At 65.4% G+C, this 23,964-nt stretch carries 26 protein-coding genes and 1 pseudogene; 9 read left to right on the top strand and 18 right to left on the bottom strand.

Going from position 1 to position 23,964, the window contains the following annotated elements; all coding sequences use genetic code 11:
* The first annotated feature begins 119 nt into the window (after positions 1 to 119).
* The gene (locus tag AWC07_RS08415; protein WP_085105025.1) at positions 120 to 1,310 is read left to right on the top strand and encodes a pyridoxal phosphate-dependent aminotransferase; all 1,191 of its coding nucleotides are present in this window, start codon (positions 120 to 122) and stop codon (positions 1,308 to 1,310) included.
* Here AWC07_RS08415 and AWC07_RS08410 read toward each other — a convergent pair.
* From AWC07_RS08410 to AWC07_RS08395, 4 genes are all read right to left on the bottom strand, one after another.
* Positions 1,291 to 1,731, bottom strand: a complete 441-nt coding sequence (locus AWC07_RS08410; RefSeq protein WP_036412249.1) for an SRPBCC family protein — start codon at positions 1,729 to 1,731, stop codon at positions 1,291 to 1,293. The two genes, AWC07_RS08415 and AWC07_RS08410, sit on opposite strands and share 20 nt — an antisense overlap.
* A gap of 51 nt (positions 1,732 to 1,782) precedes the next feature.
* A complete protein-coding gene (locus AWC07_RS08405) occupies positions 1,783 to 2,238 on the bottom strand; it encodes an SRPBCC family protein (RefSeq protein ID WP_084293469.1) in 456 nt (151 codons plus the stop codon).
* Positions 2,239 to 2,304: 66 nt separating this feature from the next.
* A complete protein-coding gene (locus AWC07_RS08400) occupies positions 2,305 to 3,384 on the bottom strand; it encodes a CaiB/BaiF CoA transferase family protein (protein WP_036412231.1) in 1,080 nt (359 codons plus the stop codon).
* A gap of 5 nt (positions 3,385 to 3,389) precedes the next feature.
* Entirely contained in the window at positions 3,390 to 3,833 is a 444-nt protein-coding gene (locus tag AWC07_RS08395; protein WP_036412233.1) for an SRPBCC family protein, read from the bottom strand.
* A 35-nt stretch (positions 3,834 to 3,868) separates the two neighbouring features.
* On the opposite strand from AWC07_RS08395, the gene AWC07_RS08390 reads away from it, so the two are divergent.
* The gene (locus AWC07_RS08390) at positions 3,869 to 5,593 is read left to right on the top strand and encodes an alpha-keto acid decarboxylase family protein (RefSeq protein WP_051507927.1); all 1,725 of its coding nucleotides are present in this window, start codon (positions 3,869 to 3,871) and stop codon (positions 5,591 to 5,593) included.
* A gap of 1 nt (position 5,594) precedes the next feature.
* Here the strand turns inward: AWC07_RS08390 and AWC07_RS08385 are convergent, their stop codons facing one another.
* The 7 genes from AWC07_RS08385 to AWC07_RS08355 all read right to left on the bottom strand — a co-directional run bounded on the left by AWC07_RS08385 (position 5,595) and on the right by AWC07_RS08355 (position 11,422).
* Positions 5,595 to 5,780, bottom strand: coding sequence for a (2Fe-2S)-binding protein (locus AWC07_RS08385; protein ID WP_036412236.1), 186 nt, complete (start codon positions 5,778 to 5,780; stop codon positions 5,595 to 5,597).
* A gap of 12 nt (positions 5,781 to 5,792) precedes the next feature.
* The gene (locus tag AWC07_RS08380; RefSeq protein ID WP_036412238.1) at positions 5,793 to 6,425 is read right to left on the bottom strand and encodes a hypothetical protein; all 633 of its coding nucleotides are present in this window, start codon (positions 6,423 to 6,425) and stop codon (positions 5,793 to 5,795) included.
* 41 nt (positions 6,426 to 6,466) lie between these two features.
* Positions 6,467 to 7,066: a hypothetical protein gene (locus AWC07_RS08375; protein WP_036412240.1), complete on the bottom strand. Its 600-nt coding sequence runs from the start codon at positions 7,064 to 7,066 to the stop codon at positions 6,467 to 6,469.
* Positions 7,063 to 7,947: a hypothetical protein gene (locus AWC07_RS08370; protein ID WP_036412243.1), complete on the bottom strand. Its 885-nt coding sequence runs from the start codon at positions 7,945 to 7,947 to the stop codon at positions 7,063 to 7,065. The genes AWC07_RS08375 and AWC07_RS08370 overlap by 4 nt, the downstream gene beginning before the upstream one ends.
* 346 nt (positions 7,948 to 8,293) lie before the next feature.
* The gene (locus AWC07_RS08365; RefSeq protein ID WP_036417733.1) at positions 8,294 to 9,754 is read right to left on the bottom strand and encodes a FadD3 family acyl-CoA ligase; all 1,461 of its coding nucleotides are present in this window, start codon (positions 9,752 to 9,754) and stop codon (positions 8,294 to 8,296) included.
* The gene (locus AWC07_RS08360; RefSeq protein ID WP_036417735.1) at positions 9,751 to 10,932 is read right to left on the bottom strand and encodes an amidohydrolase family protein; all 1,182 of its coding nucleotides are present in this window, start codon (positions 10,930 to 10,932) and stop codon (positions 9,751 to 9,753) included. The genes AWC07_RS08365 and AWC07_RS08360 overlap by 4 nt, the downstream gene beginning before the upstream one ends.
* Before the next feature lie 82 nt (positions 10,933 to 11,014).
* Complete coding sequence (locus AWC07_RS08355) at positions 11,015 to 11,422, bottom strand: lipoprotein LpqH (RefSeq protein WP_244187523.1); 408 nt, start codon at positions 11,420 to 11,422, stop codon at positions 11,015 to 11,017.
* 128 nt (positions 11,423 to 11,550) lie between these two features.
* On the opposite strand from AWC07_RS08355, the gene AWC07_RS08350 reads away from it, so the two are divergent.
* Positions 11,551 to 12,315, top strand: coding sequence for an enoyl-CoA hydratase/isomerase family protein (locus AWC07_RS08350; protein WP_085105024.1), 765 nt, complete (start codon positions 11,551 to 11,553; stop codon positions 12,313 to 12,315).
* Between the two features lie 59 nt (positions 12,316 to 12,374).
* Positions 12,375 to 12,737: a hypothetical protein gene (locus AWC07_RS08345; protein WP_425271231.1), complete on the top strand. Its 363-nt coding sequence runs from the start codon at positions 12,375 to 12,377 to the stop codon at positions 12,735 to 12,737.
* Here AWC07_RS08345 and AWC07_RS08340 read toward each other — a convergent pair.
* Positions 12,653 to 13,352, bottom strand: a pseudogene (locus AWC07_RS08340) (TetR/AcrR family transcriptional regulator). The gene AWC07_RS08345 and the pseudogene AWC07_RS08340 overlap by 85 nt on opposite strands.
* Before the next feature lie 201 nt (positions 13,353 to 13,553).
* On the opposite strand from AWC07_RS08340, the gene AWC07_RS08335 reads away from it, so the two are divergent.
* Positions 13,554 to 14,831, top strand: coding sequence for a cytochrome P450 (locus AWC07_RS08335; RefSeq protein WP_036414737.1), 1,278 nt, complete (start codon positions 13,554 to 13,556; stop codon positions 14,829 to 14,831).
* A 126-nt stretch (positions 14,832 to 14,957) separates the two neighbouring features.
* On the opposite strand, the gene AWC07_RS08330 is transcribed toward AWC07_RS08335, so the two are convergent.
* The 5 genes from AWC07_RS08330 to AWC07_RS08310 all read right to left on the bottom strand — a co-directional run bounded on the left by AWC07_RS08330 (position 14,958) and on the right by AWC07_RS08310 (position 20,797).
* Positions 14,958 to 17,387, bottom strand: a complete 2,430-nt coding sequence (locus AWC07_RS08330; RefSeq protein ID WP_036414736.1) for a PE domain-containing protein — start codon at positions 17,385 to 17,387, stop codon at positions 14,958 to 14,960.
* A 1,042-nt stretch (positions 17,388 to 18,429) separates the two neighbouring features.
* The gene (locus AWC07_RS08325) at positions 18,430 to 18,711 is read right to left on the bottom strand and encodes a cytochrome C oxidase subunit IV family protein (RefSeq protein ID WP_036414733.1); all 282 of its coding nucleotides are present in this window, start codon (positions 18,709 to 18,711) and stop codon (positions 18,430 to 18,432) included.
* A 6-nt stretch (positions 18,712 to 18,717) separates the two neighbouring features.
* Positions 18,718 to 19,308, bottom strand: a complete 591-nt coding sequence (locus AWC07_RS08320) for a cytochrome c oxidase subunit 3 (RefSeq protein ID WP_036414731.1) — start codon at positions 19,306 to 19,308, stop codon at positions 18,718 to 18,720.
* A complete protein-coding gene (locus AWC07_RS08315; protein ID WP_036414728.1) occupies positions 19,305 to 20,051 on the bottom strand; it encodes a hypothetical protein in 747 nt (248 codons plus the stop codon). The genes AWC07_RS08320 and AWC07_RS08315 overlap by 4 nt, the downstream gene beginning before the upstream one ends.
* A complete protein-coding gene (locus AWC07_RS08310; protein WP_036414725.1) occupies positions 20,048 to 20,797 on the bottom strand; it encodes a hypothetical protein in 750 nt (249 codons plus the stop codon). The genes AWC07_RS08315 and AWC07_RS08310 overlap by 4 nt, the downstream gene beginning before the upstream one ends.
* A gap of 177 nt (positions 20,798 to 20,974) precedes the next feature.
* Between AWC07_RS08310 and AWC07_RS08305 the strand changes: the two genes are divergently transcribed.
* The gene (locus AWC07_RS08305) at positions 20,975 to 21,487 is read left to right on the top strand and encodes a TetR/AcrR family transcriptional regulator (RefSeq protein WP_244187526.1); all 513 of its coding nucleotides are present in this window, start codon (positions 20,975 to 20,977) and stop codon (positions 21,485 to 21,487) included.
* Positions 21,488 to 21,493: 6 nt separating this feature from the next.
* Here the strand turns inward: AWC07_RS08305 and AWC07_RS08300 are convergent, their stop codons facing one another.
* A complete protein-coding gene (locus tag AWC07_RS08300; protein WP_099319103.1) occupies positions 21,494 to 21,886 on the bottom strand; it encodes a hypothetical protein in 393 nt (130 codons plus the stop codon).
* Between the two features lie 151 nt (positions 21,887 to 22,037).
* Here AWC07_RS08300 and AWC07_RS08295 point away from each other — a divergent pair, with 151 nt between their 5' ends.
* The 3 genes from AWC07_RS08295 (at position 22,038) to AWC07_RS08285 (ending at position 23,958) form a co-directional block, all read left to right on the top strand.
* Positions 22,038 to 22,799 (top strand): hypothetical protein, encoded by a 762-nt coding sequence (locus AWC07_RS08295; protein ID WP_036414720.1) that lies wholly within the window; start codon positions 22,038 to 22,040, stop codon positions 22,797 to 22,799.
* Between the two features lie 68 nt (positions 22,800 to 22,867).
* Positions 22,868 to 23,347 (top strand): twin-arginine translocation pathway signal, encoded by a 480-nt coding sequence (locus AWC07_RS08290; RefSeq protein ID WP_084293573.1) that lies wholly within the window; start codon positions 22,868 to 22,870, stop codon positions 23,345 to 23,347.
* A gap of 95 nt (positions 23,348 to 23,442) precedes the next feature.
* Positions 23,443 to 23,958 carry an Rv2253/PknI dimerization domain-containing protein gene (locus AWC07_RS08285; protein WP_036414715.1) on the top strand — a complete coding sequence of 172 codons (516 nt, stop codon included), beginning with the start codon at positions 23,443 to 23,445 and terminating at the stop codon, positions 23,956 to 23,958.
* Positions 23,959 to 23,964: the final 6 nt, after the last annotated feature.

Raw genomic sequence — 23,964 nt, 5'->3', positions numbered from 1 at the left:
GCACCGGCCACATAGGGGTCAATGGGTCCAACAGTGCCTAGGTGGCAGGTGCGATAGAGGCTGCCCGTCAGCGGTCGCACCGCCGTTCGGCATCATCGTCGCGCCTAAGCTCGTCTGCCATGACGGTGTCGCGGCTGCAGCCCTACGCGGCGACGGTGTTCGCCGAGATGTCGGCGCTGGCCGCACGCGTCGGCGCGGTGAATCTCGGGCAGGGGTTTCCCGACGAGAACGGGCCGCCGGCGATGCTCAAGGCCGCCCAAGAGGCCGTCGCCGCCGGCGTCAACCAGTATCCGCCGGGGATAGGCGTCGCGGCCCTGCGGCAGGCTATCGCCGCCCAGCGCCGCCGGCACTTCGGCATCGAGTACAACCCGGACACCGAGGTGCTGGTCACGGTCGGGGCCACCGAAGCCATTGCCGCGTCCGTGCTGGGCCTCGTCGAGCCCGGCTCGGAGGTACTGCTGATCGAGCCGTTCTACGACTCCTACTCGCCGGTCGTGGCGATGGCCGGCGCACATCGAGTTTCCGTACCGCTGGTGGCCGACGGCCGCGGCTTTGCTCTGGACGCCGACGCGCTGCGCCGCGCAGTGACGCCCCGCACCAGGGCGTTGATCATCAACTCCCCGCACAATCCGACCGGCGCGGTGCTGGGCCGGGCCGAGCTGGCGGCCATAGCCGAGATCGCAGTGGCCGCAGATCTATTGGTGATCACCGACGAGGTTTACGAGCACTTGGTGTTTGACGGCCATGATCACTTGCCGCTGGCCGGCTTCGACGGCATGGCCGAGCGGACGGTCACGATCTCGAGTGCGGCCAAGATGTTCAACTGCACCGGCTGGAAGATCGGATGGGCCTGTGGCCCTGCGCAACTCATCGCCGGGGTACGCACGGCCAAACAGTATTTGACCTATGTGGGCGGAGCGCCGTTTCAGCCGGCGGTGGCTCTTGCGCTGGACACCGAGGACGACTGGGTGGCCGCCCTGCGCAGTTCGTTGCAGACCAGACGCGATCGGCTGGCCTCGGGATTGACCGAGATCGGTTTCGAGGTGCACGACAGCTACGGCACCTACTTCTTGTGCGCCGACCCGCGGCCGCTGGGCTATCACGACAGCACGGCATTCTGCGCGACCCTGCCCGAAAAGGCGGGGGTGGCCGCCATCCCGATGTCGGCGTTCTGCGATCCGGCGGCACAGCACGCCGACCTGTGGAATCACTTGGTGCGCTTCACCTTCTGCAAACGCGACGACACCCTGGACGAGGCGATCAGGCGACTGGCCGCACTGCGTGGCGGGACTACTCAGCCTTTCCCATAACGTGATTGCGCAGTCCCTCCAGGGCGGCGTACAGGATTTTCTTGCGCGCCCGCTTAATCCAGAACTCGGGCAGCGGCGCCGACGGCTCCACCGTGAGGGTGAACCGCACCCGGGTCTTGTCTTCCCCCTCGCGGCGCAGGTTGTACTCGCCGTGCTGCCCGTGTTGCTGAGCGGTCTTGTTTGCGTCCCAGACCATCCAGTCCGGCCCCCAGTGGTATTCGAGCAGTTGGGTGTCCACGATGCCGGTCACTTTGACGGTGACCTTCACGTGGTGCGGTCGACCGTCGGGATGGGTGTCGACGACCTCGACCCGCTTGTGCACCGACGACCACGACGGCACCGCGTCCATGTCGGCCAGCGCCTCCATGATCACCTCAGGGGGCGCATCAATGACGATTTCGCTCGACGCTTGGACAGCCACTGCCACCAAGTTAGCAACCATCGGCCGGCATGCGGCGCGGCGGAAACGGAACTATGTCGGATGATCCCGGTCGCTGCGGCCGCTGATCAGTTCGGTCAGTCCCTTCGCCGCGGCATCCAGCACGTGTTCGCTGGCCCGCTTGACGATGAAACCGGGAATCGGGCCGGCCGGTTCGACGGTGATGTCGAACCGCACCCGTGACATGTCGACTCCTTCGGGCTTGACGGTGGTCTCGATGTGCTGCCCATGCTGCTGGAAAGTCTGGTCGGCATCCCAGCACATCCAGTCCGGGCCCCAGTGGTATTCCAGGATCTCCTTGTCGACCAGCCCCAGAATTTTGACCACGGCTTTCACATGATGGGGGCGCCCGTCCGGGTAATAGTCGATCACTTCCACCTGTTTGTGCAGCGGTGACCAGGATGTCAGCACGCTCACATCTGCCAGCGCCTCCATGACCACTTCCGGAGGCGCATCGATGATGATTTCCCGCGATGCTTTGACGGCCACCAAGCTCAAGCTAGCAACGCCGCCATACTCGCGGACGGGTTCGGGACAATTCGAAAGAATAGGTGACTACCAATTTATTTCGTCGATCGGCGTGGTTGCCGCCGGGGGCGGCGCGACCGGTCCGGCCGGTGTTCGCGAGAAGCGCGGCGCGGGCGCGGCCTGGTCGACACCGTGGACGTTGATCACCGTCGACCGGGCTCTCAAGTGGGCGTTGCCGGCCGCTTCGCTCCAAGTCAGCACCGGGGTCACACACGCGTCGGTGCCGGCGAAGACCTCGGTCCACTCGTCGCGGGTTCGGCCGGCGAACCGCTCGGCGAAGATCTCGCGCATCCGCGGGTACGAGCCGACGTCGAGCTGGTTGGGCACGTCGTCGGCCCTCAAGCCGAGCCCCGCCAGCAGCGCCGCGAAGAACTGCGGCTCGATGGCGCCCACCGCCAGGTATTTGCCGTCGGCGGTTTCATAGCAACCGTAGAACGGGGCGCCGCCGTCGAGCAGGAACGCTTCACGTTCGTCGCGCAAACTCCCGACTGCCTTCATGGTCCACATCATCTGGGCCAGCACGCTGACCCCGTCGACCATCGCGGCGTCGATCACCTGCCCCTTGCCCGACCGCTCCCGCTCATACAGCGCGGCCGCGATGCCCAGCAGCACCAGCATGGAGCCGCCGCCGAAGTCGGCGACCAGGTTCAGCGGCGGCAGCGGCGGCCGGTCGCGGTAGCCGATCGCCGAGAGCGCACCGGTCTGCGACAGATAGTTGATGTCATGGCCGGCCGTCGATGCCAGCGGCCCGTCCTGTCCCCAGCCGGTGATGCGCGCGAAGATCAGTCGCGGATTGACCACCGCGCAGTCGTCGGGACCGATGCCTAGCCGCTCGCAGGTGCCGGGCCGAAAGCAGTCCAGCAGCACATCGGCCTTGGCGGCCAGCGCCAGCAACGCACCCGGCTGGGCCTTGACATCCAGGTCCACGATCCGCTTTCCGCGATGCAGCAGATCCCGGTCCTCGGACGGCATGGTCAGCCCGCCGGGGCGGCGCACCCGCACCACGTCGGCACCGAGGTCGGCCAGCACCATACCGGCATGCGGGCCGGGTCCGATACCGCCGAGTTCGATGACCTTCACCCCGGCCAAGGGCCCCCCGCCGGTCACGGTGACTAGCCGCCCTTCTTGACCTTGAGCACCCGCTTGCGCAGCCCCTCGGTATTCAGCTCCATGACCCCTTTCATGACCCGTTTGACCATGAAGCCGGGCAGCGGCACGAGCGGGTCCAGCCCCAGGTCGAACTTCGTCCGGGTCTTCTCGCCCTCCGTGGTCAGCGTGTAGCTCCCTTCCTGGTTGCGCGACGCCTTCCCGCTTTCCTGCGTCCAGGTGACGCCGTCGTCGCGCCAGGTGTAAGCCAGCACGATCTCGTCGGTGACCCCCGCGGTCTTGACTTTCATCCGAGCGCGCCGCGGTCGGCCGTCCTCGTCGCGGTCGAGTACTTCTGCGCTCTGATGAATGTCGGACCACTCGGGCATTGCCTCGACGTCGGCGACCACGTCGAGGATCTCCTTGGGACTTGCTTCGATGACTACTTCGCGGGATTCCTTGACTGCCATGGCGCCGACGATAGCGCGACCGCGTCTTTGCCGGAATGGTTTCGACCGGGCGTACCGTCGTCTTCGTGACCGATCGTGCGGCTGGCCCCAACGAACCCGTGTACACCGTCGGCGACTATCTGCTGGACCGCCTCGCCGAACTCGGCGTCTCCGAAATCTTCGGCGTGCCCGGGGACTACAACCTGGAGTTCCTCGACCATATCGTGGCCCATCCGGCCATCCGCTGGGTGGGCAACGCCAACGAGCTCAACGCCGGCTATGCCGCCGACGGCTACGGGCGCTTGCGCGGAATGTCAGCTGTGGTAACGACATTCGGTGTCGGGGAACTGTCGGCGGCCAATGCCATCGCGGGCAGCTACGCCGAGCATGTGCCGGTGGTCCACATCGTCGGCGGCCCCTCCAAGGACGCCCAGGGCACCCGGCGGGCGCTGCACCATTCGCTCGGCGACGGGGACTTCGAGCACTTCCTTCGAATCAGCCGCGAAATCACCTGCGCCCAAGCAAATCTCATGCCGGCAACGGCATGCCGGGAGATCGACCGGGTACTGTGTGAGGTGCGGGAACAGAAGCGGCCCGGATACCTACTGCTGTCCACCGACGTAGCCCGCTTCCCCACCGAAGCGCCCCGCGCCCCGCTACCCCGCTACGGCGGCGGCACCAGCCCCCGCGCGCTCTCGCTGTTCACCGAAGCCGCCGCCGCACTGATCGGCGAGCACCAACTCACCGTGCTCGCCGACCTGCTGGTCCATCGGTTGCGGGCCGTCGGCGAGCTGGAGGCGTTGCTGGCCGCCGACGTGGTGCCCCATGCCACGCTGATGTGGGGCAAGAGCCTGCTCGACGAGAGCTCTCCCAACTTTCTGGGCATCTATGCCGGAGCCGCCAGCGCGAAGCGGGTACGCGCGGCGATCGAGCAGGCGCCGGTACTGGTGACGGCCGGGGTGGTGTTCACCGACATGGTCAGCGGGTTCTTCAGCCAGCGGATCGACCCGGCGCGCACCATCGACATCGGCCAATACCAAAGCACCGTCGCCGGCCGGGTGTTCGCGCCGCTCGAGATGAGCGCCGCCCTGCGCGCACTGGCCGAGATCCTGACCGGGCGCGGGATAAGCTCACCCCCCGTGCCGGCTCCGGATGACCACCGGCCGGCGCCGACGCCGAGGCGCGACGACCCGCTGACCCAACCGATGCTGTGGGACCGGGTCAACGACGCGCTCACCCCCGGCAACGTGGTGCTGGCCGAGCAGGGCACCTCGTTCTACGGCATGGCAGACCACCGGTTGCCGCACGGCGTCACCTTCATCGGTCAACCCCTTTGGGGCTCAATCGGTTACACGCTACCGGCGGCGCTCGGGGCCGCGGTGGCCCATCGTGACCGCAGGACGGTGCTGTTGATCGGCGACGGGGCCGCCCAACTGACCGTCCAGGAGATCGGCAACTTCTCCCGCGAGGGCCTGTCCCCGGTCATCGTGGTGGTCAACAACGACGGGTACACCATCGAACGGGCGATACACGGCGAGACGGCCCCCTACAACGACATCGTCAACTGGAGTTGGACCGCCATCCCCAGCGCGCTGGGAGTGGCCGATCACCTGGCGTTCCGGGCGCAGACGTATGGCGAACTCGATGACGCGCTCACCGCGGCCGCGGCGCACCGGGACCGCTTGGTGCTCGTCGAGGCGGTGCTGCCGCGGCTCGAAATACCGCACCTACTCAGCGATCTCGTCGCGCCCACGTCGTCGGACGGCACCGCGCGCCGCTGACTCAGGACCGGTGCGGTGACCGCTGCGCAGCCATGGAATCAAGGATGGCGCGAATGGTGCACCGGCAACGTCCGCAATCGGCGCCCGCTCCACAGGCCTGGGCGACATCCTTGGTCGTCGAGGCGCCGGCAGCAACGGCCTCGGCCACCATCTGGCTGGTGACGCCGTTACACAGGCAGACATACATCGAGCGATCCGCTCAATCCGTCTCGATCCGCGTCATCTCCGAAAGCCGGCCGACGAACAGCGGTGGGTAGGCACCGACTCCGGCGCGGCTCATCCATTGGGCCGCGGCATCGGGATGGTCGATCCACTCCAGGGCGCGCTCTTCGTCCGGGAATTCCTGCAGAATCAGGACCTCGTGATCGTCGTCGAAAGCCTGGAAGACCCATGTCTTTCGGATGCCGGCGGCGGTGAACCGCGCCATCGCCAGGCCGACCTCGGCGGTCAGCGTCGACACGTCGTCCACCGACGCGATCCCGGCTACCACGACCCCCGGGGCCCGGCCGGCGGCCCCCGCAGCCGGAGCTTCGGCAATGAACCTGTCCACGATCTCGCCGGCGAAAACCGCCGGGATGTCCTCGACGCCCGCCGCGTCGAACCATTCGAAGAAGACCCGGGAGCGCAACAGCTCCACGATCGGTTCGCGGCTGTGCACTCCGATCATCACCAGGACGCGGCCGTAGTCGTAGGTCGAGGTATAGACCAGCACATGGTGGGCTCCGATAGCGGCCAGCGCCGACTTCTTGCGCTGCAGCAGCGGCCACACCCGGCTCGGATCCGGGACCCGGTAGTCGGAGGCGATCACCATCGAATGGATGTCGTTGGTCATGGTCGTAGTCCCGTCACCCGCAGACCCCCGATCTACCGGACCTACACCGGATCGAACGATGAGATGAGCCAGTTCCCGTCGGCTTTGGTCAGCTTGACCATGACGCTGCTGGACGTCAACGTCGGCTCCGGCCGGTCGGCACTCCGGGTGCTTTGGTTGACGAACACCAGCACGACGGCCGAATCCGGATGCAATTCGGATACGGCGGCGCGAAGCACCACCGCGCTCGTCTTGACCGACTTCTGCTTGGCCGCCGGTGCGACGATCTGTTGGGTGAACTGGTCGTAATACGACAAGAAGTCGCCGGTCAGATGTGACCTCGCAGAAGAGAAATCGCGGTCCAGAGTATCCGGAGAATACGACAGGATGGCGATGGTGCCGTCGGTAGCCGCCGCGACCGCCGACTTGGCGGCCTGGTCATCGACTTCGCGGTCGGGTCGGTAGGAGAAGAAATACAGTCCTGCCAGCAGCGCCACCGAGGCCACCACCAGCAACGCCATCAGGGCAGCGATCACCTTGCCCGACGACAGCTTGCTCAGCCAGCCGGCGCGGCGCTTCGGCCGTGCTGGCCGGTCGTCGTCGCTGGGTAAGGCCGAGTCGGCCTCCGCAGTCTCCTCGACCGACGTTTCCTCTGCGGTCATGGCACGAACTCGACTTTCGACATCTTGAGCTGGCCACCGTCGCGGGTGATGGTCACGATCAGCCGGAACTTGCGAGGATCCTGCTTGGCCCCGGCGGCATTGGTGACTTCGGACGTCGAGGCGACCAGCACCACCGCCGAGTCGTCGGTCATGGTGCCCACGTCGACGGCGACGGCCTGCACGGTGCCCTGCTCGACCACCTTCGACTGTTCGACCACCTTGATGAAATCGTCTGCCACCTTTGCCATATCGTCGCGGAACGTCCCGGTGGAGTTGTCCAGGATGCGCTGCACACCCTGCTTGGCGTTGGTGAAGTCCAGCGATGTCAACGTCACGACGCCCTGTCGCGCCGCTGCGGCGAACTCCGCCACTCGGTCCCGGTGGCGGGTGGCATCGCGATGCTGCACAACCATATACAGACTGCCCGCCACCGCGGCCAGAATGACGACGATGGCTAGCGCAGCGGCAACGGCAGACCGGGTGAGACGCAGCCGGCGCCCTGCCGGCGTCTCGTCGGCATCGGCGGACACATCGACATCGCCGTCCTCAACCTCGACCCCGACGTCCGAATCACGGTCGGCCTCGACGGTTTCGGATACCACGGTGGGCTCGGAATCGTCTGGCTCGCCTTCGGACACCTCCGCGTCGACTTCTTCGGTGACCGGTCCTTCTTCCGCGGCTTCGGCGTCTTCGGCCCGGCGGCGCAACTGAATTGCCCGGGCCCGGGCGCGGGCGGCGGCGGCCAGGGCTTCGGCTTCGGCGGCCTCAGCCTCGGCCTGTTCGGCCAATGCCCGCAATTTCGCTGCGGTGCTTGCGGTTTCGTTGTCGCTCACCAGAACCGATCTCGCGTCAGCGGCGTTTTGGTTGCTGGCGGCGCTCATGATTCACCGGCCCGACGGGACGACTGCTCGGGTAACTCAACGCGGATCTCCTCTACCCCTGGTCCGCCAGTGGCCAGACCTCGCTGTTGCGCAACACTACTAGGCAATGCCGACATCACGCGAGCACCCGGGCCGACGTTGCGGTCACCGATCGGGTGCGGGCGCCGGCTCCTCGGCATCGCCGGGTCTTGGAGAACCAAGTCATCACCTTCCACCCCGAGGTCACGGCGCAGCCACGGCCAAACAATCTTACATTCAGCGGAAATAGCATTCTCAAACTGCGCACATCGCGCCTGCTTGCAGCCCGGTCGAGACCCGCCGACACGTCTCGCCGCCGACACCGGGCTCAACGCAGCCGGTCTTTGACCACCTTGCCGGTGGCATTGAGCGGAAGCGCGTCGACAAACTGCACCCAGCGCGGCACCTTGAACCCCGCCATTCGCTCCCGGCACCAGCTGATCAATTCGTCAGCGCTGACAACACCTTTGCGGACCACGAACGCCTTGCCCACCTGCCCGAGCCGGTCGTCGGATACACCGACCACGGCGGCCTCAGCGACCGCCTCGTGCTCGAGCAGGAAGCCTTCGATCTCAGCGGGATAGGCGTTGAAGCCGCCCACGATGAACATGTCCTTCTTGCGGCCGACGACGCGCAGCCGACCCGCCTCGTCCAGGTTGCCCAGATCCCCGGTGTGCAGCCAGCCCTGGTCGTCGATGGCCTCGGTGGTGGCGACCGGGTCGTCGAGATAGCCCTTCATCACGTTGTACCCGCGCACCAGGATCTCGCCGTCGTCGCCGATGCCGACCTCGATCCCGTCGCACGGAACGCCGGCGGTGGTCGCGATGTCCTCGAACGAATCCTCGGGCCGCGACAGCGTCACCGTGCCCGCCTCGGTCAGGCCGTAACCGGTCATGAGGGTCTGGAAGGGCAGCTCGGTGCGCACCCGCCGGATCAGCTCCACCGCAATGTCGGCAGCGCCGGTCACCCCCGCGCGCAACGACGACAAATCTCGCTCGCCTTGGTGGCCCAACAGCGAGTGGTACAGGGTCGGCGGTCCGGGGAGCATCGTAATCCGTTCCCGTTCAATCAATTCCAGCACCCGGTCAATGTCGAAAACAGGTACCGGAACAATCGTGGCGCCCCGGATCAGCGACGCGATGCAGCCCGCCTTGTACCCGAAGATATGAAAGAACGGGTTGACGATGAGATAGCGGTCGCCGCAGCGCAAGTCGGCACGATCGCACCACTCCGCGTAGTGCCGCAACGTTTGAGCGTGGTCCATCATCACGCCCTTGGGCCGCCCGGTGGTTCCCGAGGTGTAGACGATGTCGGCGACGTCTGAGCCACTGACCGCGCGCTCGAACGGCTTGCCGCTGTCGAGGAATCCGGACTTCACGTCGATCACCGGGATGGCGTTCGGGACAGCGAAATCCAGCCCCAGAAAACCCTGCTCGACGAGCACGGCCTTGGCGCCGCTGCGTCCGATGATGTCGGCCGCCTCGGCTGCCTTGAATCGGGTGTTGACCGGAACCAGCACGCCGCCGGCGGTCAGCAGCCCGAACGCGGCGATGATCCATTCCGCCGAGTTGGGTGCCCAGATCGCAACCCGATCACCTTTGTCGATTCCGGTCGCGGCGAAGGCACCTGCGGCCCGGCGCACCCGATCGGCCAACTCGGTGAATGTGAGCCGCAGCGGCCCGTCGACGACGGCTTCGGCGTCGCCGAACCGGTCCGCTGCGCTGCCGACCATCTCGGGGATGGTTTCCCATGCTGGTTCGTCCCGGCGCCGCCGCGCCGACTGCGTCATACCGACACGAGCCGAGACAGGTTGCCGCCCATGATCTTTGCCTGGTCGTCGACGCTGAGGTACTGCAGCGCATCGGCGTAATGCCGGGGTGCGGCGAGCCCTTCCGGATGCGGGTAGTCCGAGCCGTAGAGGACATGGTCCACACCGATCAGGTCGACGAGGTCCCGGATCCCGTCCTCGTAGAACGGACTGATGTGGATGCGGTTCTTGATCTCGTCGACCGGGTCGCCGCCGGGGAAGCTTTCCGGTGTTTTCTTGTAGACGTCGGCCAGCTGTTCCAGCAGCGGGAACAACCACTTCGACCCGGCTTCGATGATCGCGACCTTGAGTTGCGGCAAGCGGTACAACGCACCGTGAATCACCCAGGACGCCACCGCATCCTGCACCGGACGCCACTCGTTGAGCATGGCGAACGCGTTGGTCTGGAAGGGCAGCATCTCTTTGTCGCCGCCGTCCCACTCCGCGGTATAGCGGGCGTAGCCGCTGTCCGAGGAGTGCATGGCCACCAGCACGTCGTGCTCGACGCAACGCCGCCAGAACGGGTCGAACTCCGGCAGCGCGAACGACCTGGGGCCGCGGTACCCCGGAACCGGGGCCGGCCGCACCAAAACCGCCCGGGCGCCGCGTCGCACCACCCAGTCCAGCTCTTCGATCGCCTTCTCCACGATCGGCAGGCTGATCACCGGCACCGTGAAAATGCGGTTTTGGTAGTTGAAGCCCCACACTTCGTCCAGCCACTGGTTCAGCGCGTGGACGACCACATGGATGAGCAGCGGGTCGTCGCGCATGCGTTCTTCGATGAGGCTGGCCAATGTCGGGAACATCAAACTGCGGTCGACGCCCAATTCGTTCATCAGCTCCAGCCGCGGGCCGGGTTCGCGAAAAGCCGGGATCGACCGCATCGGTTCGCCGAAGATCTCCCGGCGGCTCTTGCCCTCCGGGTTTCCCACCCTGAAGTACTCCTCCATCGCCCCCGGCCTGGCGACCACCTCGAAGGTGGGATTGGGGATGTAGTCGCTGATATGGCCGCGTATCGCGATCTTGGTGCGCCCCTTGACTTGGACGTACTGGATCACGTTTTGGTACTGCTTGGGCAGGTACTTGGTCAGCGATTCCTCGGTCTCGTAGAGATGATTGTCGGCATCGAACAACGGATACGACAGCGCGCCCGACGACATGAAATCCTCCTTCGCGATTTACGAGAATAGTATTCTCTTCATCGGGTTCGCCGCAACGGGCAGCGGGTTTCAGCCGTGGGCGTCAGCAGCGCGCGGCGATCCGGAACTCGGCGGTAGCCGGTTGGTTGGTGGCGGTGTCGAAGCCGTCGGCGGTGCCGCTGACGGTGAACGTGTTGTCGCCGAAACTGGTGTGGGCGTCGCCGCCGTCGCCTTCGGAGAACCCGCCGGTGAAACCGGCGAGATTGCGGATGCGGACCGCCTTGGCGGTAATCGATTCGGCCCATTGATCGATGACCACCGTCGCCCCGGATTCGCCATCGCCGACCTCGATCGTCCGGTACCACTCCAACTGGACGCACCTGACCAGGTGGGGCCGCACCTCGTTGCCGTTGACGCGCACGGTTGCCGTGCTGGAGATACGAGCGGCCGACGGCGCGCCGCAGGCCCCGAGAACGGCTACCGACAGTGCCGCTACGGCCGCTGTGCTCACTGCCCCGATTCGGTGCTGCACTTGGCCACCCCGGATGCTGTGCGATGGAAGTCCCGAGCCCTAGCGATGATGCTATTCTCCAAGCAAGAGAATGCCAATATCGCCGCTCGTCCCGGAAGCACTGACGCATGGTGGACCTCGAGTTCGACAAGTCGGGTAACGGGTTGGCGGTACTCACCATCGACCGCCCGCACGCGCGCAATGCCATCGCGCCGGACACCATGGACCAGCTGGAGGCGGCACTCGAGGCGGCGGCGGGCGCGCGAGCGCTGGTGATCAGGGGCGCCGGGGAGCGGGCCTTCGTGTCCGGCGGTGACCTCAAGGAGCTGAGCTCGCTGCGAACCGAGGAGGACGCCGCGGCGATGGCGAAGCGGATGCGCTCCATCTGCGACCAGCTCGCGGCTTTTCCGGCTCCGGTGATCGCCGTGCTGAACGGCCACGCCTTCGGCGGTGGCGCCGAGGTGGCCGTCGCCGCAGACATCCGGATTGCCGCCGACGACATCAAGATCGCGTTCAATCAGGTGGAGCTGGAGATCATGCCGGCCTGGGGCGGCGCCGAGCGACTGGCCGCGCTGGTCGGAAAGAGCAAGGCGCTGCTGCTGGCGGGCACCGGAACGGCGCTCGACGCCGTCGAGGCCGAACGCATCGGCCTGGTGGATCTGGTGCTGCCCCGCGCCTCGTTCGACACACCGGATCGTGGGTGGCGATCGGTTGCCGCAGCCCTGGCCCGCCACCCGGCCACCGAGATCAAGCGGGTAATCGGCGGCGTTTCGGCTGATGAGGCGATAGCATCCTTTGCACGACTGTGGGTGGCGGAGGCTCATTGGCAGGCCGCGGCTCGGGTGATGAACCGCACGTCGGGTCCCCGCCGGCCAGCTGGAGGCGGGACATGACCACGACAAGACGGCAGCTGGGTTTCGGCTTGGCGGTTTTGGTGGCGGGCACGGGTCTGATGGCAAGCACCGGCCGGTCATACGCCGACGACACACCCATGCACCAGGTCCGGTACACCATCTCGGCGAAGAGCCCGATCTACGCCGACATCTATTACCAGGACCAGGATCCTGCCGTCTTTTCCGACTACAGCCACAACCCCTATCAGTTCACGCCGAACATCCAGGCCGATATCGCTCCGGGCAGGCCGTGGACCATGCAGGTCATGCTGGCCAACCCCGACCAGTGGGCAATGGTCACCGCCAGCACCGGCCCGGAACCGGGCACACCGATGTTTCATTGCGATCTGGCTGTGGACGGCGTCGTCGTCGTCGCCAAGGACGGCCCCCGTGGCGTGCTCTGTTCGCTGCGCAACTGGTGACTCGGCGCAACTGCGTCACCCCTCGACTGGTGGTGGCTCACCCTCCAGACGGCGCAGGTAGCGCTCGACCACTTCCACCGTTTCGGCATGTCCGCCCGACATGCCGAGCCCCTGCTCGATCACCAGAAATCGCGAAATACTGGTCATCAGGACCGTCCACACCACCGGCGGCACGTCCCGGGTGTCGACATGGTAGCGCTGCAGCGCGGCCGTCAACGCCACCCGCTGCCGTTCGCGGAAACGTTCGGCGTAGTAAGCGATTTCCGATCGCATCGCCTTACGATGGTTCGCCAGCGCCATGAATTCCATTGTCATCTTTGCGAATCCGGGCTCGGTGCCGAACCGCCACAGCGCCCACAGCGGCTGCGGCGACTCGAGCGCTCGGTCCTGAACCCGCAGACCGGCTTCGGCGCGGCGGCGAAACACTTCCAGGAACAAGTCATCCATGGTGCGGAAGTAGTAGTGCACCAATTGCGGCTTCAACCCGGCCTTACCCGCCAGACGGCGCGAAGTCACTGCCGCATAGCCCTCTTCGAGCATCAATTGCTCGGCCGCGTCAAGCAGCAGGCCGCGATTCTTCGCGTCCGGCGCTCCGATCCGGCGAGCCGATGTCATGCCCTCACTCCGTATTTTCGATACCTCGACGTCAACCACGCAGATCGTAGCGGCGTCGGCGTAGCGACGGGCGGGCCGCCTTGACCACGACATTACCGCCATGCTAAGCAGGTGCTCAGCACATCGTCGGATTCGGGCGGCCGAAGCTATCGCCGCCGACGGCCCATACGGCAAACGCCAGCTGCGGGAGGCACGCGCGACATGAGCGACTACGATTCGATCGACTTTTTCACCGACCCGTCGCTGGTCCCCGACCCCTACCCGTACTTCGACTACTTGCGCAGTGAAAACCCGGTTCTGCGGCTACCGCACTACGGCGTCGTCGCGGTCACCGGGTACGACGAGGCCACCGCGGTCTACAAGGACACCGACTCCTTCTCCAATTGCGTCGCACTGGGCGGACCTTTCCCGCCGCTGCCGTTTGTTCCCGACGGCGACGACATCAACGCCCAGATCGACCAGAACCGCGAGAAGTTCCCGATGTACGAGCACATGGTCACCATGGATCCGCCGCAGCACACTCGCGCCCGGTCGTTGCTGAGCCGGCTGCTGACGCCGAGCCGCCTGAAGCAGAACGAGGAGTTCATGTGGCGCCTCGCCGACCGTCAGCTCGACGAGTTCCTCAGCAACGGTCACTGTGAGTTCATCACCGAATACTCCAAACCCTTTGCCACCCTGGTGATTGCCGACCTGCTCGGTGTTCCGGAGGACGACCACAAGGAGTTTCGCGTCATGTTGGGTGCCGAGCGTCCCGGCGCGCGGGTGGGCGGGCTCGACCACGAGTCGGTGGGCACCAACCCGCTGCAGTGGCTCGACGAGAAGTTCAGCAACTACATCGAAGACCGGCGCCGCGAACCGCGTGAAGACGTGCTGACCGCGCTTGCGACGGCGAAGTATCCGGACGGACCCACACCCGATGTCATTGACGTAGTCCGTTCGGCCACATTCCTTTTCGCGGCCGGGCAGGAAACGACGGCCAAACTGCTCAGCGCCGCGCTGCAGGTGCTCGTCGACCGGCCCGGCATACAGCAGCGGCTGCGCGAGGACCGCAGCTTGATTCCGGCGTTCATCGAGGAATCACTGCGGCTGGAGAGCCCGGTCAAGAGCGACTCGCGGCTCGCCCGCCGGGCCACCACCGTCGCCGGGGTCCACATCCCGGCCGGCACGGTGGTGATGGTGTTGCCCGGTGCCGTCAACCGCGACCCGCGCAGGTTCGACAATCCGCACGAGTTCCGCCTCGACCGAAAGAATGTCCGCGAACACATGGCTTTTGCCCGCGGAGTTCACTCCTGCCCCGGCGCACCCCTTGCCCGGGTGGAGGGCCGCGTCTCGATCGAGCGCATCCTGGACCGGATGGCCGACATTGCCGCCGACGAGTCCGTGCACGGGCCGGCGGACAATCGCCACTACCGATACGAACCGACCTACATCCTGCGCGGACTCACCGAACTACATCTCACGTTCACCCCGACGGGGTAAGCACTTCGATGTGACGGACGCTGACGCTGCTGTCGGACGAGTCCCGAAGAACCTGCGGCACAACGACTCACGGAGTTTCGCACGTCTTGGGGGCCGCCCGCTCAGCCACCGGCGTCAAAGTGTGGATCAAAGTGTGGAGCTGGCCTCGATCTGCTCGAAGATCTTGGAGAACTCGAACGGGGTTTGCGCCACTCCGCTGCCGTCGACGGCGTCTACTGCGCCCAATGTGCCGGTGGTGTCGCGCGGGAGCTCCCACATGGACAATTCGCCGATATGGTTTTGCACCGCGAACGTGGTCAGCTGTTGCGCGTTGGCAAGGGTGAAGATCTCGCTCGGGTCGTCGTTGATTCCTATCAGGGGCGTCACGCCGACCATCGACCATGCCTGCTCGCTGGACAGCGATGGATACAGCGTCATCAACTGACTGTGGGTTGCCGTCGCCGCGTCGATCGCATACGTGCCCATGCCCGGGTTCCCGGGCTGATCGAAACTAGGACCGTAATCCATGGCCATGATATTCACCCGTGAGACGTTGACACCGTTAGCCGTAGCGATTTGGAGTACGTTCAGCCCACCGCCCTGACCCGTCACCAGCCCGGTCGGCAGCACCGGAAGGGTGTAGGAGACGGTCACTGGCGTGCCGTTCGCCGCCTCCTGCTGCTGCAGCAGGGCAATGGCTTTCGCTTGTGTCGTCAGTGCCTGAGTGTTGCCTTGCAACGCGCCTTCGACGTCGAAGTCGAGTTGATAAATCTTGTAGGTATTCACCACCGACAGGTACTGCTGCTGCAGCGCGGTCGGGGTCTGACCGCTGACGGCGGCAAGATCGGTGCCGGCCGCGCCGCCGAAGGAGATGGTCCCATTGATGCCCGCGCTGCGCATGTTGGCGATCTGGTTATCGATGAATGAGCTCTGCGAGCCGCCGGTGACGTCCAGCGCCGAATATCCACCCCAGGCCGCCTGACCATTCGGGTCGGCGGTGATGAAGGCCAACGTGGCGTTCTTGACTCCCGCCTGGGCGGCGGAGGAAAAATCGTATCCGTTAGGCCCGGGATACAGCGTGATGTCGACGTAGGGCGAGTACTGCCCCGACGTCGAACCCCCGGTGCCGGTGCCGGTGCCGGTGCCGCCGGTGCCAGTGCCGGTCCCACCCGTTCCGGTGCCGCCGGTGCCGGTGCCCGTGCCGGTACCGCCGGTGCCGGTGCCCGTGCCGGTACCGCCGGTGCCGGTGCCGGTCCCGGTGCTGGTGCCGGTCCCACCCGTTCCGGTGCTGCCGGTACCAGTGCCCGTGCCGCCGGTGATTGGTTGCCCGTTGACCAGCAAGTTCGTCGGCGGCGAGTAAGCGCCGGTCTGGGCGGCTTGAAAGCCGACTGTGACCGAACCGCCCGGTGCAATCGTTTGGTTCCACGACGCCGGCGTAATGACGTACTGCGTACCGGACTGGGCAACCTGTCCGTTCCACGCACCGGTAACGGATTCGTTTGCCGGTAAATCGAATTGGACCTGCCAGTTGGTCAGCGATGTCGCGCTCGAATTGGTGATCGTGTAGCTGGCGGTGAAGCCGTTATCCCATTGCGACCCAACGTTGTATGTCGCCTCTATGCCGGTGCCTGTGCCGGTGCCCGTGCCGGTGCCCGTGCCCGTGCCGGTGCCCGTGCCCGTGCCCGTGCCGGTGCCCGTGCCGGTGCCCGTGCCCGTGCCCGTGCCCGTGCCGGTGCCGGTGCCTGTGCCTGTGCCTGTGCCTGTGCCTGTGCCTGTGCCTGTGCCTGTGCCGGTGCCTGTGCCTGTGCCGGTCCCGGTGGTACCACCGCCGGTACCGCTACCGGTGCTCGTGCCGTCGATTCCGTTGGCGCCCGGATAGCCCGACAATGGCCAAGCTTGGCCGCCGGCCCCGCCCGCGCCGCCGATGATGCCGTTACCGCCGTTACCGCCATTGCCACCATTGCCGTACAAGAAGCCGCCGTGGCCGCCTGCGCCGCCGGCCCCGCCGTTGCCGGCCGGCACCCCCGAAGCATCGACCGCGGCGTTCCCGCCGGCGCCGCCCTGACCACCGTTGCCAAACAGCCCGGCGTCCCCGCCCCGGCCGCCCGGTTGTCCGGGAGCGCCGGACCCGCCGTTGCCGCCGTTGCCGAATAACAGCCCACCAGGCCCGCCGTTTTGCCCGGTGCCCGGCGCCCCGTCGGTGCCGTTGCCGATCAGCGGGCGATTCAGCAATGCGAGGGCCGGCGCGTTGATGAGACCCAGCAGGTCCTGCTCAATGGTCTGCACTATCGAGGCATTGACCGCCTCAGCGACCCCATACGAATTCCCAACGCCGCTCAACGCCTGCACAAACTTCTGGTGGAACGTCGCCGCTTGAGCGCTGAGCGACTGATAGTCGCGGGCGTAGCCGGCGAACAGCGACGCGATCGCCGCCGACACCTCGTCACCACCAGCGGCCATCACCGTGGTGGTCGGAACCGCCGCCGCCGTATTGGCTGCGCTCAATGCCGAATCCAAGCCAGCCAGATCCGAGACCGCTGAGGAAATGATCTCTGGTACTGCAAACACGAATGTCACTGGGCCACCTGCTTTTCATAGGTTCTCGGCTATCAGCAGACCTGTCAGATGCTCTCCGCGTGGAGGCAACACCTCCTGGCGGCGCGACGCGAAAGAGATCTGGCCGTTATTAAACTGTGATCTTCGTAGGATCATCATGCACTTCCACGCCCAGCGGGTCAACATCGGTACACCACTCGTGTCTACGTGTTGGCCCGGGACGGCATTTGACGAATTTGCCTTTTTAGAAACACATTCCGATTTGCATGAAGTGACGAGGCGGGGCCGGTCATCCGCACGCCACCGGAGTCGGACAGACCAATGAGGTTGAGCCATCGCCGTCCCGGTGCTGCGAAAACCCAGGCCCGTCGGCGCAAGCGTGCATACCTCCCCGCGCCAGACCCAGGATGGCGCTCGGGTAGTGCCCGAGTTGTAGGACGCAACTGCGACTTTCCCATCAGCCACATCGGTCTCCACGGGTTTGGGGTGTCTCGTTCGCTCGCCTATCCGCGACACATTCGTAGCGCACCTTGGCTTGTCGCTAAAGGCGGTCATGGGGCCGCGCCCCGGTGTGGGGAGATGGAAATCGCGTGCCGGTGCGGTTGGGTCGGCGGCTGACGGCGCCGAGTGTGCGCTGACGGCGCCGACTGTGCGCTGACGGCGCCGAGTGTGCGCTGACGGCGCCGACTGTGCCATCAGGGCGGCCGATCGTGGATGTTCCCGCCCCACAGACACACTCAAAGCCGTCACCGCACACTCGATCCGGCGGCATGACAGCCGATTCGGTGAGCACGTGAGACATCCCCCGAACGCCCTCCATCACAGGGGTTTTGAGCGACGGTGCGGTATCGCCGTGCCGAAAACAAAGCCAAGGTGTGCCGAAAACAGGGCCAGGCAACCAAGGCTGCGCAACAGGACATCGTTGACCAGCAGCATTCGTGGTCACCCTGAATTTCCGAGTGAAGCGGGCAAATACGCATCGGCCCGGACAGAGACCAATGTGAAAGATGTGATTGCCGGGCTCAGGACTCCGCTGAGCGAGCTGACGAGGCCACCAACCGTCCTAGTGGAGCGTAATGCCGACCAGATAGCTGCCGAGCAACGTAGCGCCGACAACCAGCACGCATGCGTCCGTCAGGCGGCGCAGCACGGCGGGAGACTGCCTGACTTCCATGAACTCGCGAAAAATGATGCGCACCTTGATGAGTGCGATCACGATCACGCTAGACGTGACGACGGCGCTGGCCTTCGGAGATCCGTCGACAGAGTAATCAAGCCAGAGGTACGACAGCGTCAATGACGCCAGCGCCACCCAGACGACCAAAAGCCGCTTGTTGAGTCTGATTTCGGATCACCTCACCACGTACAGCAGTGCGAAGATCAGCACCCAGAGGAAGTCAACGGTGTGCCAGTAGGTAGCGCAGGTCTCGACCAGCTGCTGAGATCCCCGAGACCCCTGACATGTTCGTGCCGGACCCCACAGCTGATACACGACGACTCCGATGACGACGAATCCGATCAACAGGTGCACGAAGTGGATACCGGTGAGAAAGAAGTAATAAGTGAAGAAGTCGTTAGCGGCAAAGGAATTGCCCATCCGGATCTGCTTGGCCCACTCCAATACCTTGGCGACAAGGAACAGCAGACCAAAGAACGCGGCGAGAAAGGCGTCGCTGAGCGCTGCCCGGTGTGCGTGGGCGCGGGCCGACTGGACACATCGTGCCATCGACCAGGAACTCAGCAGCAGAACAAGCGTGTTGAACACCCCGATACGCAGATCCAGCTGCGCCTGGGCCCGCAGGAAGAGCTCGGGGCTCTGCGTTCGGTAGAACAGGTAGAAGCTGAAATATGCAGCGAAAACCAGCGTTTCGAACAGCACGAAGGCCCACATGTCCGGTTGGCCGGGGACGAACCTGGGCGGCTTGTTCGCATCGGCGGTCATAGCGCGGCCACCTTCCCGGGCGCAAGCTCGGGCAGCGGGCCGGCACCGAAGTCCTCACGCTGGATCATCCGCCGCAGCAAGACGATGAAAACCCCTGTGTAGATGCCGAATACGACCATGTCGAGCCACCAGGCGATCTGCCCGTTCCAGGCCAAGACACCGCGACGGAAGATCCAGGCCGGTGAGACCACGATCTCGGTGAGCGCGTTGCAGAGGTTGAGGTAGCCGAACCACTTTGGGAAAACCTGGTTCCTGTCGATCAGGATGGCGAGCATCCATACCAGCGAGCCGATCAGGAACACCCCCATGGTCCCGATGAACGACAGGAAGCCGAAGTCGTAGAGCCAACCGAGCAGCTCGGGATCGCGGTCGGGACGCATCGCCCCGGCGGTGAGCACGATGCACATCAGCAACATCCCCGGAATCGCGCTGAGCGAGTACAACACCAGGTACGAATACGCGAATGCGGGGCTGACCGTCATGCGGCGCATGGAATAGGCGATGAGCGCGTTGCTCATCGTCGTCATGCCGGTGATGACGAACATGATGGCAAAGCCGATGAGTATCCCAAAGTGGTTGTCCTGGAACCACCGAACGATTCTCGGTGTGTCCCACGAGGGGTCTGGCGGGGGCTGGGTGCGGGTCAGCACGAAGAACACCAGCGCGAACAAGTTGTAGAAGGCGACGAGCGTCCACCAGGCCAGCCACAACTCGCGCTTGGGGTTTGTCACCACTGCGCTCATGCGCCGGCCGATTCGTCGGCGCGCTCTCGGTAAACCGCCCGGCCGAGGACGACGGCCGACACCACGATCCACACCGCGATGGCGATGTTCTTGAGCCAGAACGACAACGCTCCGTCCCACGCCAGGGGGCCGGACAGGGTCAGGCCGGCGAACGCCGCCGGCGCCAGCACCGCGGCGATGAGCAGATTGAAATGGGCCACCCACCGGCTGAACACCGGATGCGACGGATCGTCGAAGTAGATCGCCAGGGCCAGAATCACGCTCTGCCCGATGAGGAAGGGCACCTGAGTGGTGAAGGTGAGCCAGGCCAGATCGTTGAACATCTGCGTCAGCTCCGGGTTGCGTTCCGGGCGGAAGGCGGCCAGCAGCCAGCAGACGTTGGCGATGAGAAAAAGGGTGGGACCGCCGGCCACGCACCCGAGCATGCAGTAGGAAAAGATCGGTGTGCGGTGAGCCATCCGGCGAATCTGCATCACCAGCAGGATCAGGACCGGGATCAGGCCCACGCAGAACCAGTTGAACAGGATCATGCTGTAGCGGACTCCGGACTGGTTTTCCCGATAGAAGGCGGCCACCCGCTCGGCCGGCATTCTGGGCGACATCGGTGGCGTAAAGCCGGGAAACAACAGGAACGCCGAGACCCAGATGATCGCCACGACGGGCAACGTCCACAACAGGATCAGCTCGCCATCGGTGCGCCGTGACACCGATGGCGGGGGCGTTCGGTGCTCGCCGATGCCGGACATCGGTGACTCCTTCCGGTCCGCGGGTCGTTGGGCGATCGCGGGGTGCGGCTTCTCAGCGAAGCTAGCCGATCGGCTAGCTGTCGTCAATAGTCGGTCGGCTAGGCTCTCGATGTGGTGTCCACGCCGCCGCCCGGCCAGTTCCGCTTCATCACTCGCAGCTCAGCGCAGACCCGCATTCTGGATGCGGCACTGCAGCTGATCGCCGAGCACGGCGTCGGCGGCACGTCGCTGCAGATGATCGCCGACGCCATCGGCGTTACCAAGGCAGCGGTGTACCACCAGTTCAAAACCAAAGAGCAGATCGTCATCGCCCTCACCGAACGTGAGCTCGGCGGTCTGGAAGAGGCACTGGAGGCCGCCGAAACCCAGGCTCACCAGCCGCGAGCGCGTGAGCTGCTGCTGGATCGGGTGATCGACGTGGCGGTCGAACGCCGGGGCGCGGCCAGCACGCTGCAGTTCGATCCGGTCATCGTCCGGCTGCTGGCCGAACACCAACCGTTTCAGCAATTCATTGCGCGGCTCTACGGAGTGCTGGTCGACGACGCCGCCGAGGACGCGCGCGTGTCGGCGGCGATGCTGTCGGGCGCGATAGCCGTCGGCGTGATGCACCCCTTGGTCGCGGATATCGACGACGAGTCACTGCGTTCGCAATTGCGCCGCATCACAAGTCGGCTCATCGGCGCCGAATAACTCTGGCTAGGTGTCGCCCCGCACCCATCTGGCGTGACCGTTCTGCGCCACGCACACCAGGAACAGGCCGTCGGGCGCCTGCGCGACGTAGTACTCCGGATATCGGGTGCAGTCGGAGTTCTCGTCCTTGATCCCGGCCATCGGGGGTGATCGGAACCATCTGGGTTCATATCTGCGCGGCGAACCGCAGAACATCAGCCGTCCCGGCTCGGTGGCGAACGAGACGTAGTAGTCGGCGGTTCCGAAGACGTAGTAGGTGGTGTTGTCGCAAGGTGCCCCGAGGACGACATTCGGGGTGATTCCGGGCGTGCAGGCCGGATAGTCGCAAACCGTCGGACCCGCGTCGGCGGGTGGTGCCGTCCATACCGTCATGCCGAGCAACGCGGCAATCGCTGCCACGAGTAAGCGCACGCTATTACTCTTGCACAATTGAGAAGAAAACTCTCCTGCTCGGAGAAGACAGAAATCAACCCATTCGGGGCGGGGCCAGGACCTTGTGATCGGTGATAGATAATGTTGCTCTCCCTCAGCACGTGGTCAGGAGGTGACGATGCCGTCGCGTGACCGGCTACCTGAGGCCCTCGAAACCGACGGTCGCGACGGCGAATCGCCAACCCAGCCAGCAGAAGCCGTGGCCCTGGCCGAAGCGAGGGCCCTCGCGGCCCGGGAACGCGCGACACGCCTGAGCGAAAAGGCCGACGCGATAGCCGGCGACCGGCAGCCAACGGCTGGCACCGAGGCTGGGGACGCAACCGTCGACGACGCAGTCGCTAAGGCACGGCGCCGATTCCGCGTGCGGCCGCGGCGGCTTCGGCGTCCGGCACGCAAGGGCCTGGCCGCAATAGCCGCGGCGGTCATCAGCTGCGGGTCACTGGGCGCGAGCGGCTATCTGCTATGGCACCACCGCAATGTCGTGCACCAACAGCAGCGTGCCGCCGAGTTCGCGGCCGCGGCGCGGCAGGGCGCCATCATCCTGATGTCGATCGACGCCACCAAGGCCAGACAGGATGTACAACGCATCATTGACAGCACCACCGGCGCGTTCAAAGGCGGGATGCTGATCGCTGCCGACGACCTGGTCCAGTCGGTCGAGCAATCCAGGGTCAGCACCAAGGTGACCGTCCAAGGCGTCGCCGTCCAGTCGATGACCGACGATTCCGCGGTAGTCCTGGTGGCGGCCAAAGCCGAGGTCGCCAATCCCGAGGCCAATCCCGACCAGACCAAACTGCCGCCGCGGTCCTGGCGCATCGTCATGACGGTGCAACGAGACGGCGGACAGCTCAAAGTGGCGAAGGTCGAGGCGCTGCCGTGACCCTCGACGAGGGTCGACCGCCGCGCCGCCGATTCAGGGTGGCAGGCCGCCGGATCCGCCGATTCCTAATGTGGTGGCGTCCAATTCTGTTAGGGCTGTTGGTCATTGCCACGACGGGCTTCGCCGCCGGATTCTTCTACTTCGGCTACCGCCCGGATCAGCAGACCGACGACGCGGCGGCACGCGACGCGATCAGAGCGGCTTCCGAGGGCACGGTGGCACTCCTGTCATACTCGCCCGACAGCCTGAGCCGGGATTTCGACAACGCGAGATCGCGGCTCACCGGCGACTATCAGACCTACTACGAACGCTTCACCGAGCAGATCGTGGCGCCGGCGGCCCAGCGGGGCCAAATCACCACCAACGCCCGCGTCATTCGAGCCGCCGCGGCGGAGTTGCATCCGGATTCAGCTGTCGTACTTGTGTTTATCAGTCTGAAGACCACCAGCAGGGACAAACCCGACCCGGTGAAAACCACCAGTAGCGTTCGGGTAGCGCTGACGAAGGTCAACGGATCCTGGCTCATCGCCAAGCTCGACTCGCTGTGAAGGCCGAGCGCTTCGCGGTAAAGCCCTCGCCCACTCGGCGGCGCCGGTGTTACTGTCTCAAGGGGAAGTGGCGCTAGCGCGTCGAGGAGCACGTGATGCGGTCAATGGGCACTGTCGCAAGCGCAATACTGGTGGCTGCCACGGTGATTGGCGGCTCGAGCACAGCACCGCCGGCCCGGGCCTCCACCGACGGTCTCGCCATCAACGGAACCTACCGCGCCACATCCGTCGGTGAATGGGCCAAGACGAATCAATCTTTTCATGACGAACCCACCATCAGTAGCACGTGGACTGTGTCGTCCAGCTGTACCACCGCCCAGGACTGCACCGGCCACGTCACCAGCGACCAGGGTTGGAGCGCACCGCTTTACCTGCACGACGGGGTGATGTGGACCGTCAAGCACGAGGTGCCGAACTGGGAAACGTGCCCCGACGGCACCTCGTTCACCGGGGTACAAACGTTCACCTTCTATCCGGCAGGGCCGGACGGCACCGTCCAGTCCGGCTCGTCGACATATGCCGGCAAGGACCAGACCGTCGGGCCCAGCGGCGCATGCGGAACCAACAAGTGGCTCGTCGTGCTGATGCCGTTCCGGCTCGACAAGATCTGACCGGGA

It is taken from the genome of Mycobacterium gastri (assembly GCF_002102175.1).
Classification (GTDB): domain Bacteria; phylum Actinomycetota; class Actinomycetes; order Mycobacteriales; family Mycobacteriaceae; genus Mycobacterium; species Mycobacterium gastri.
The sequence above is the reverse complement of the archived record's forward strand: the minus strand, read 5'-3'. Positions and strand labels throughout refer to the sequence as shown.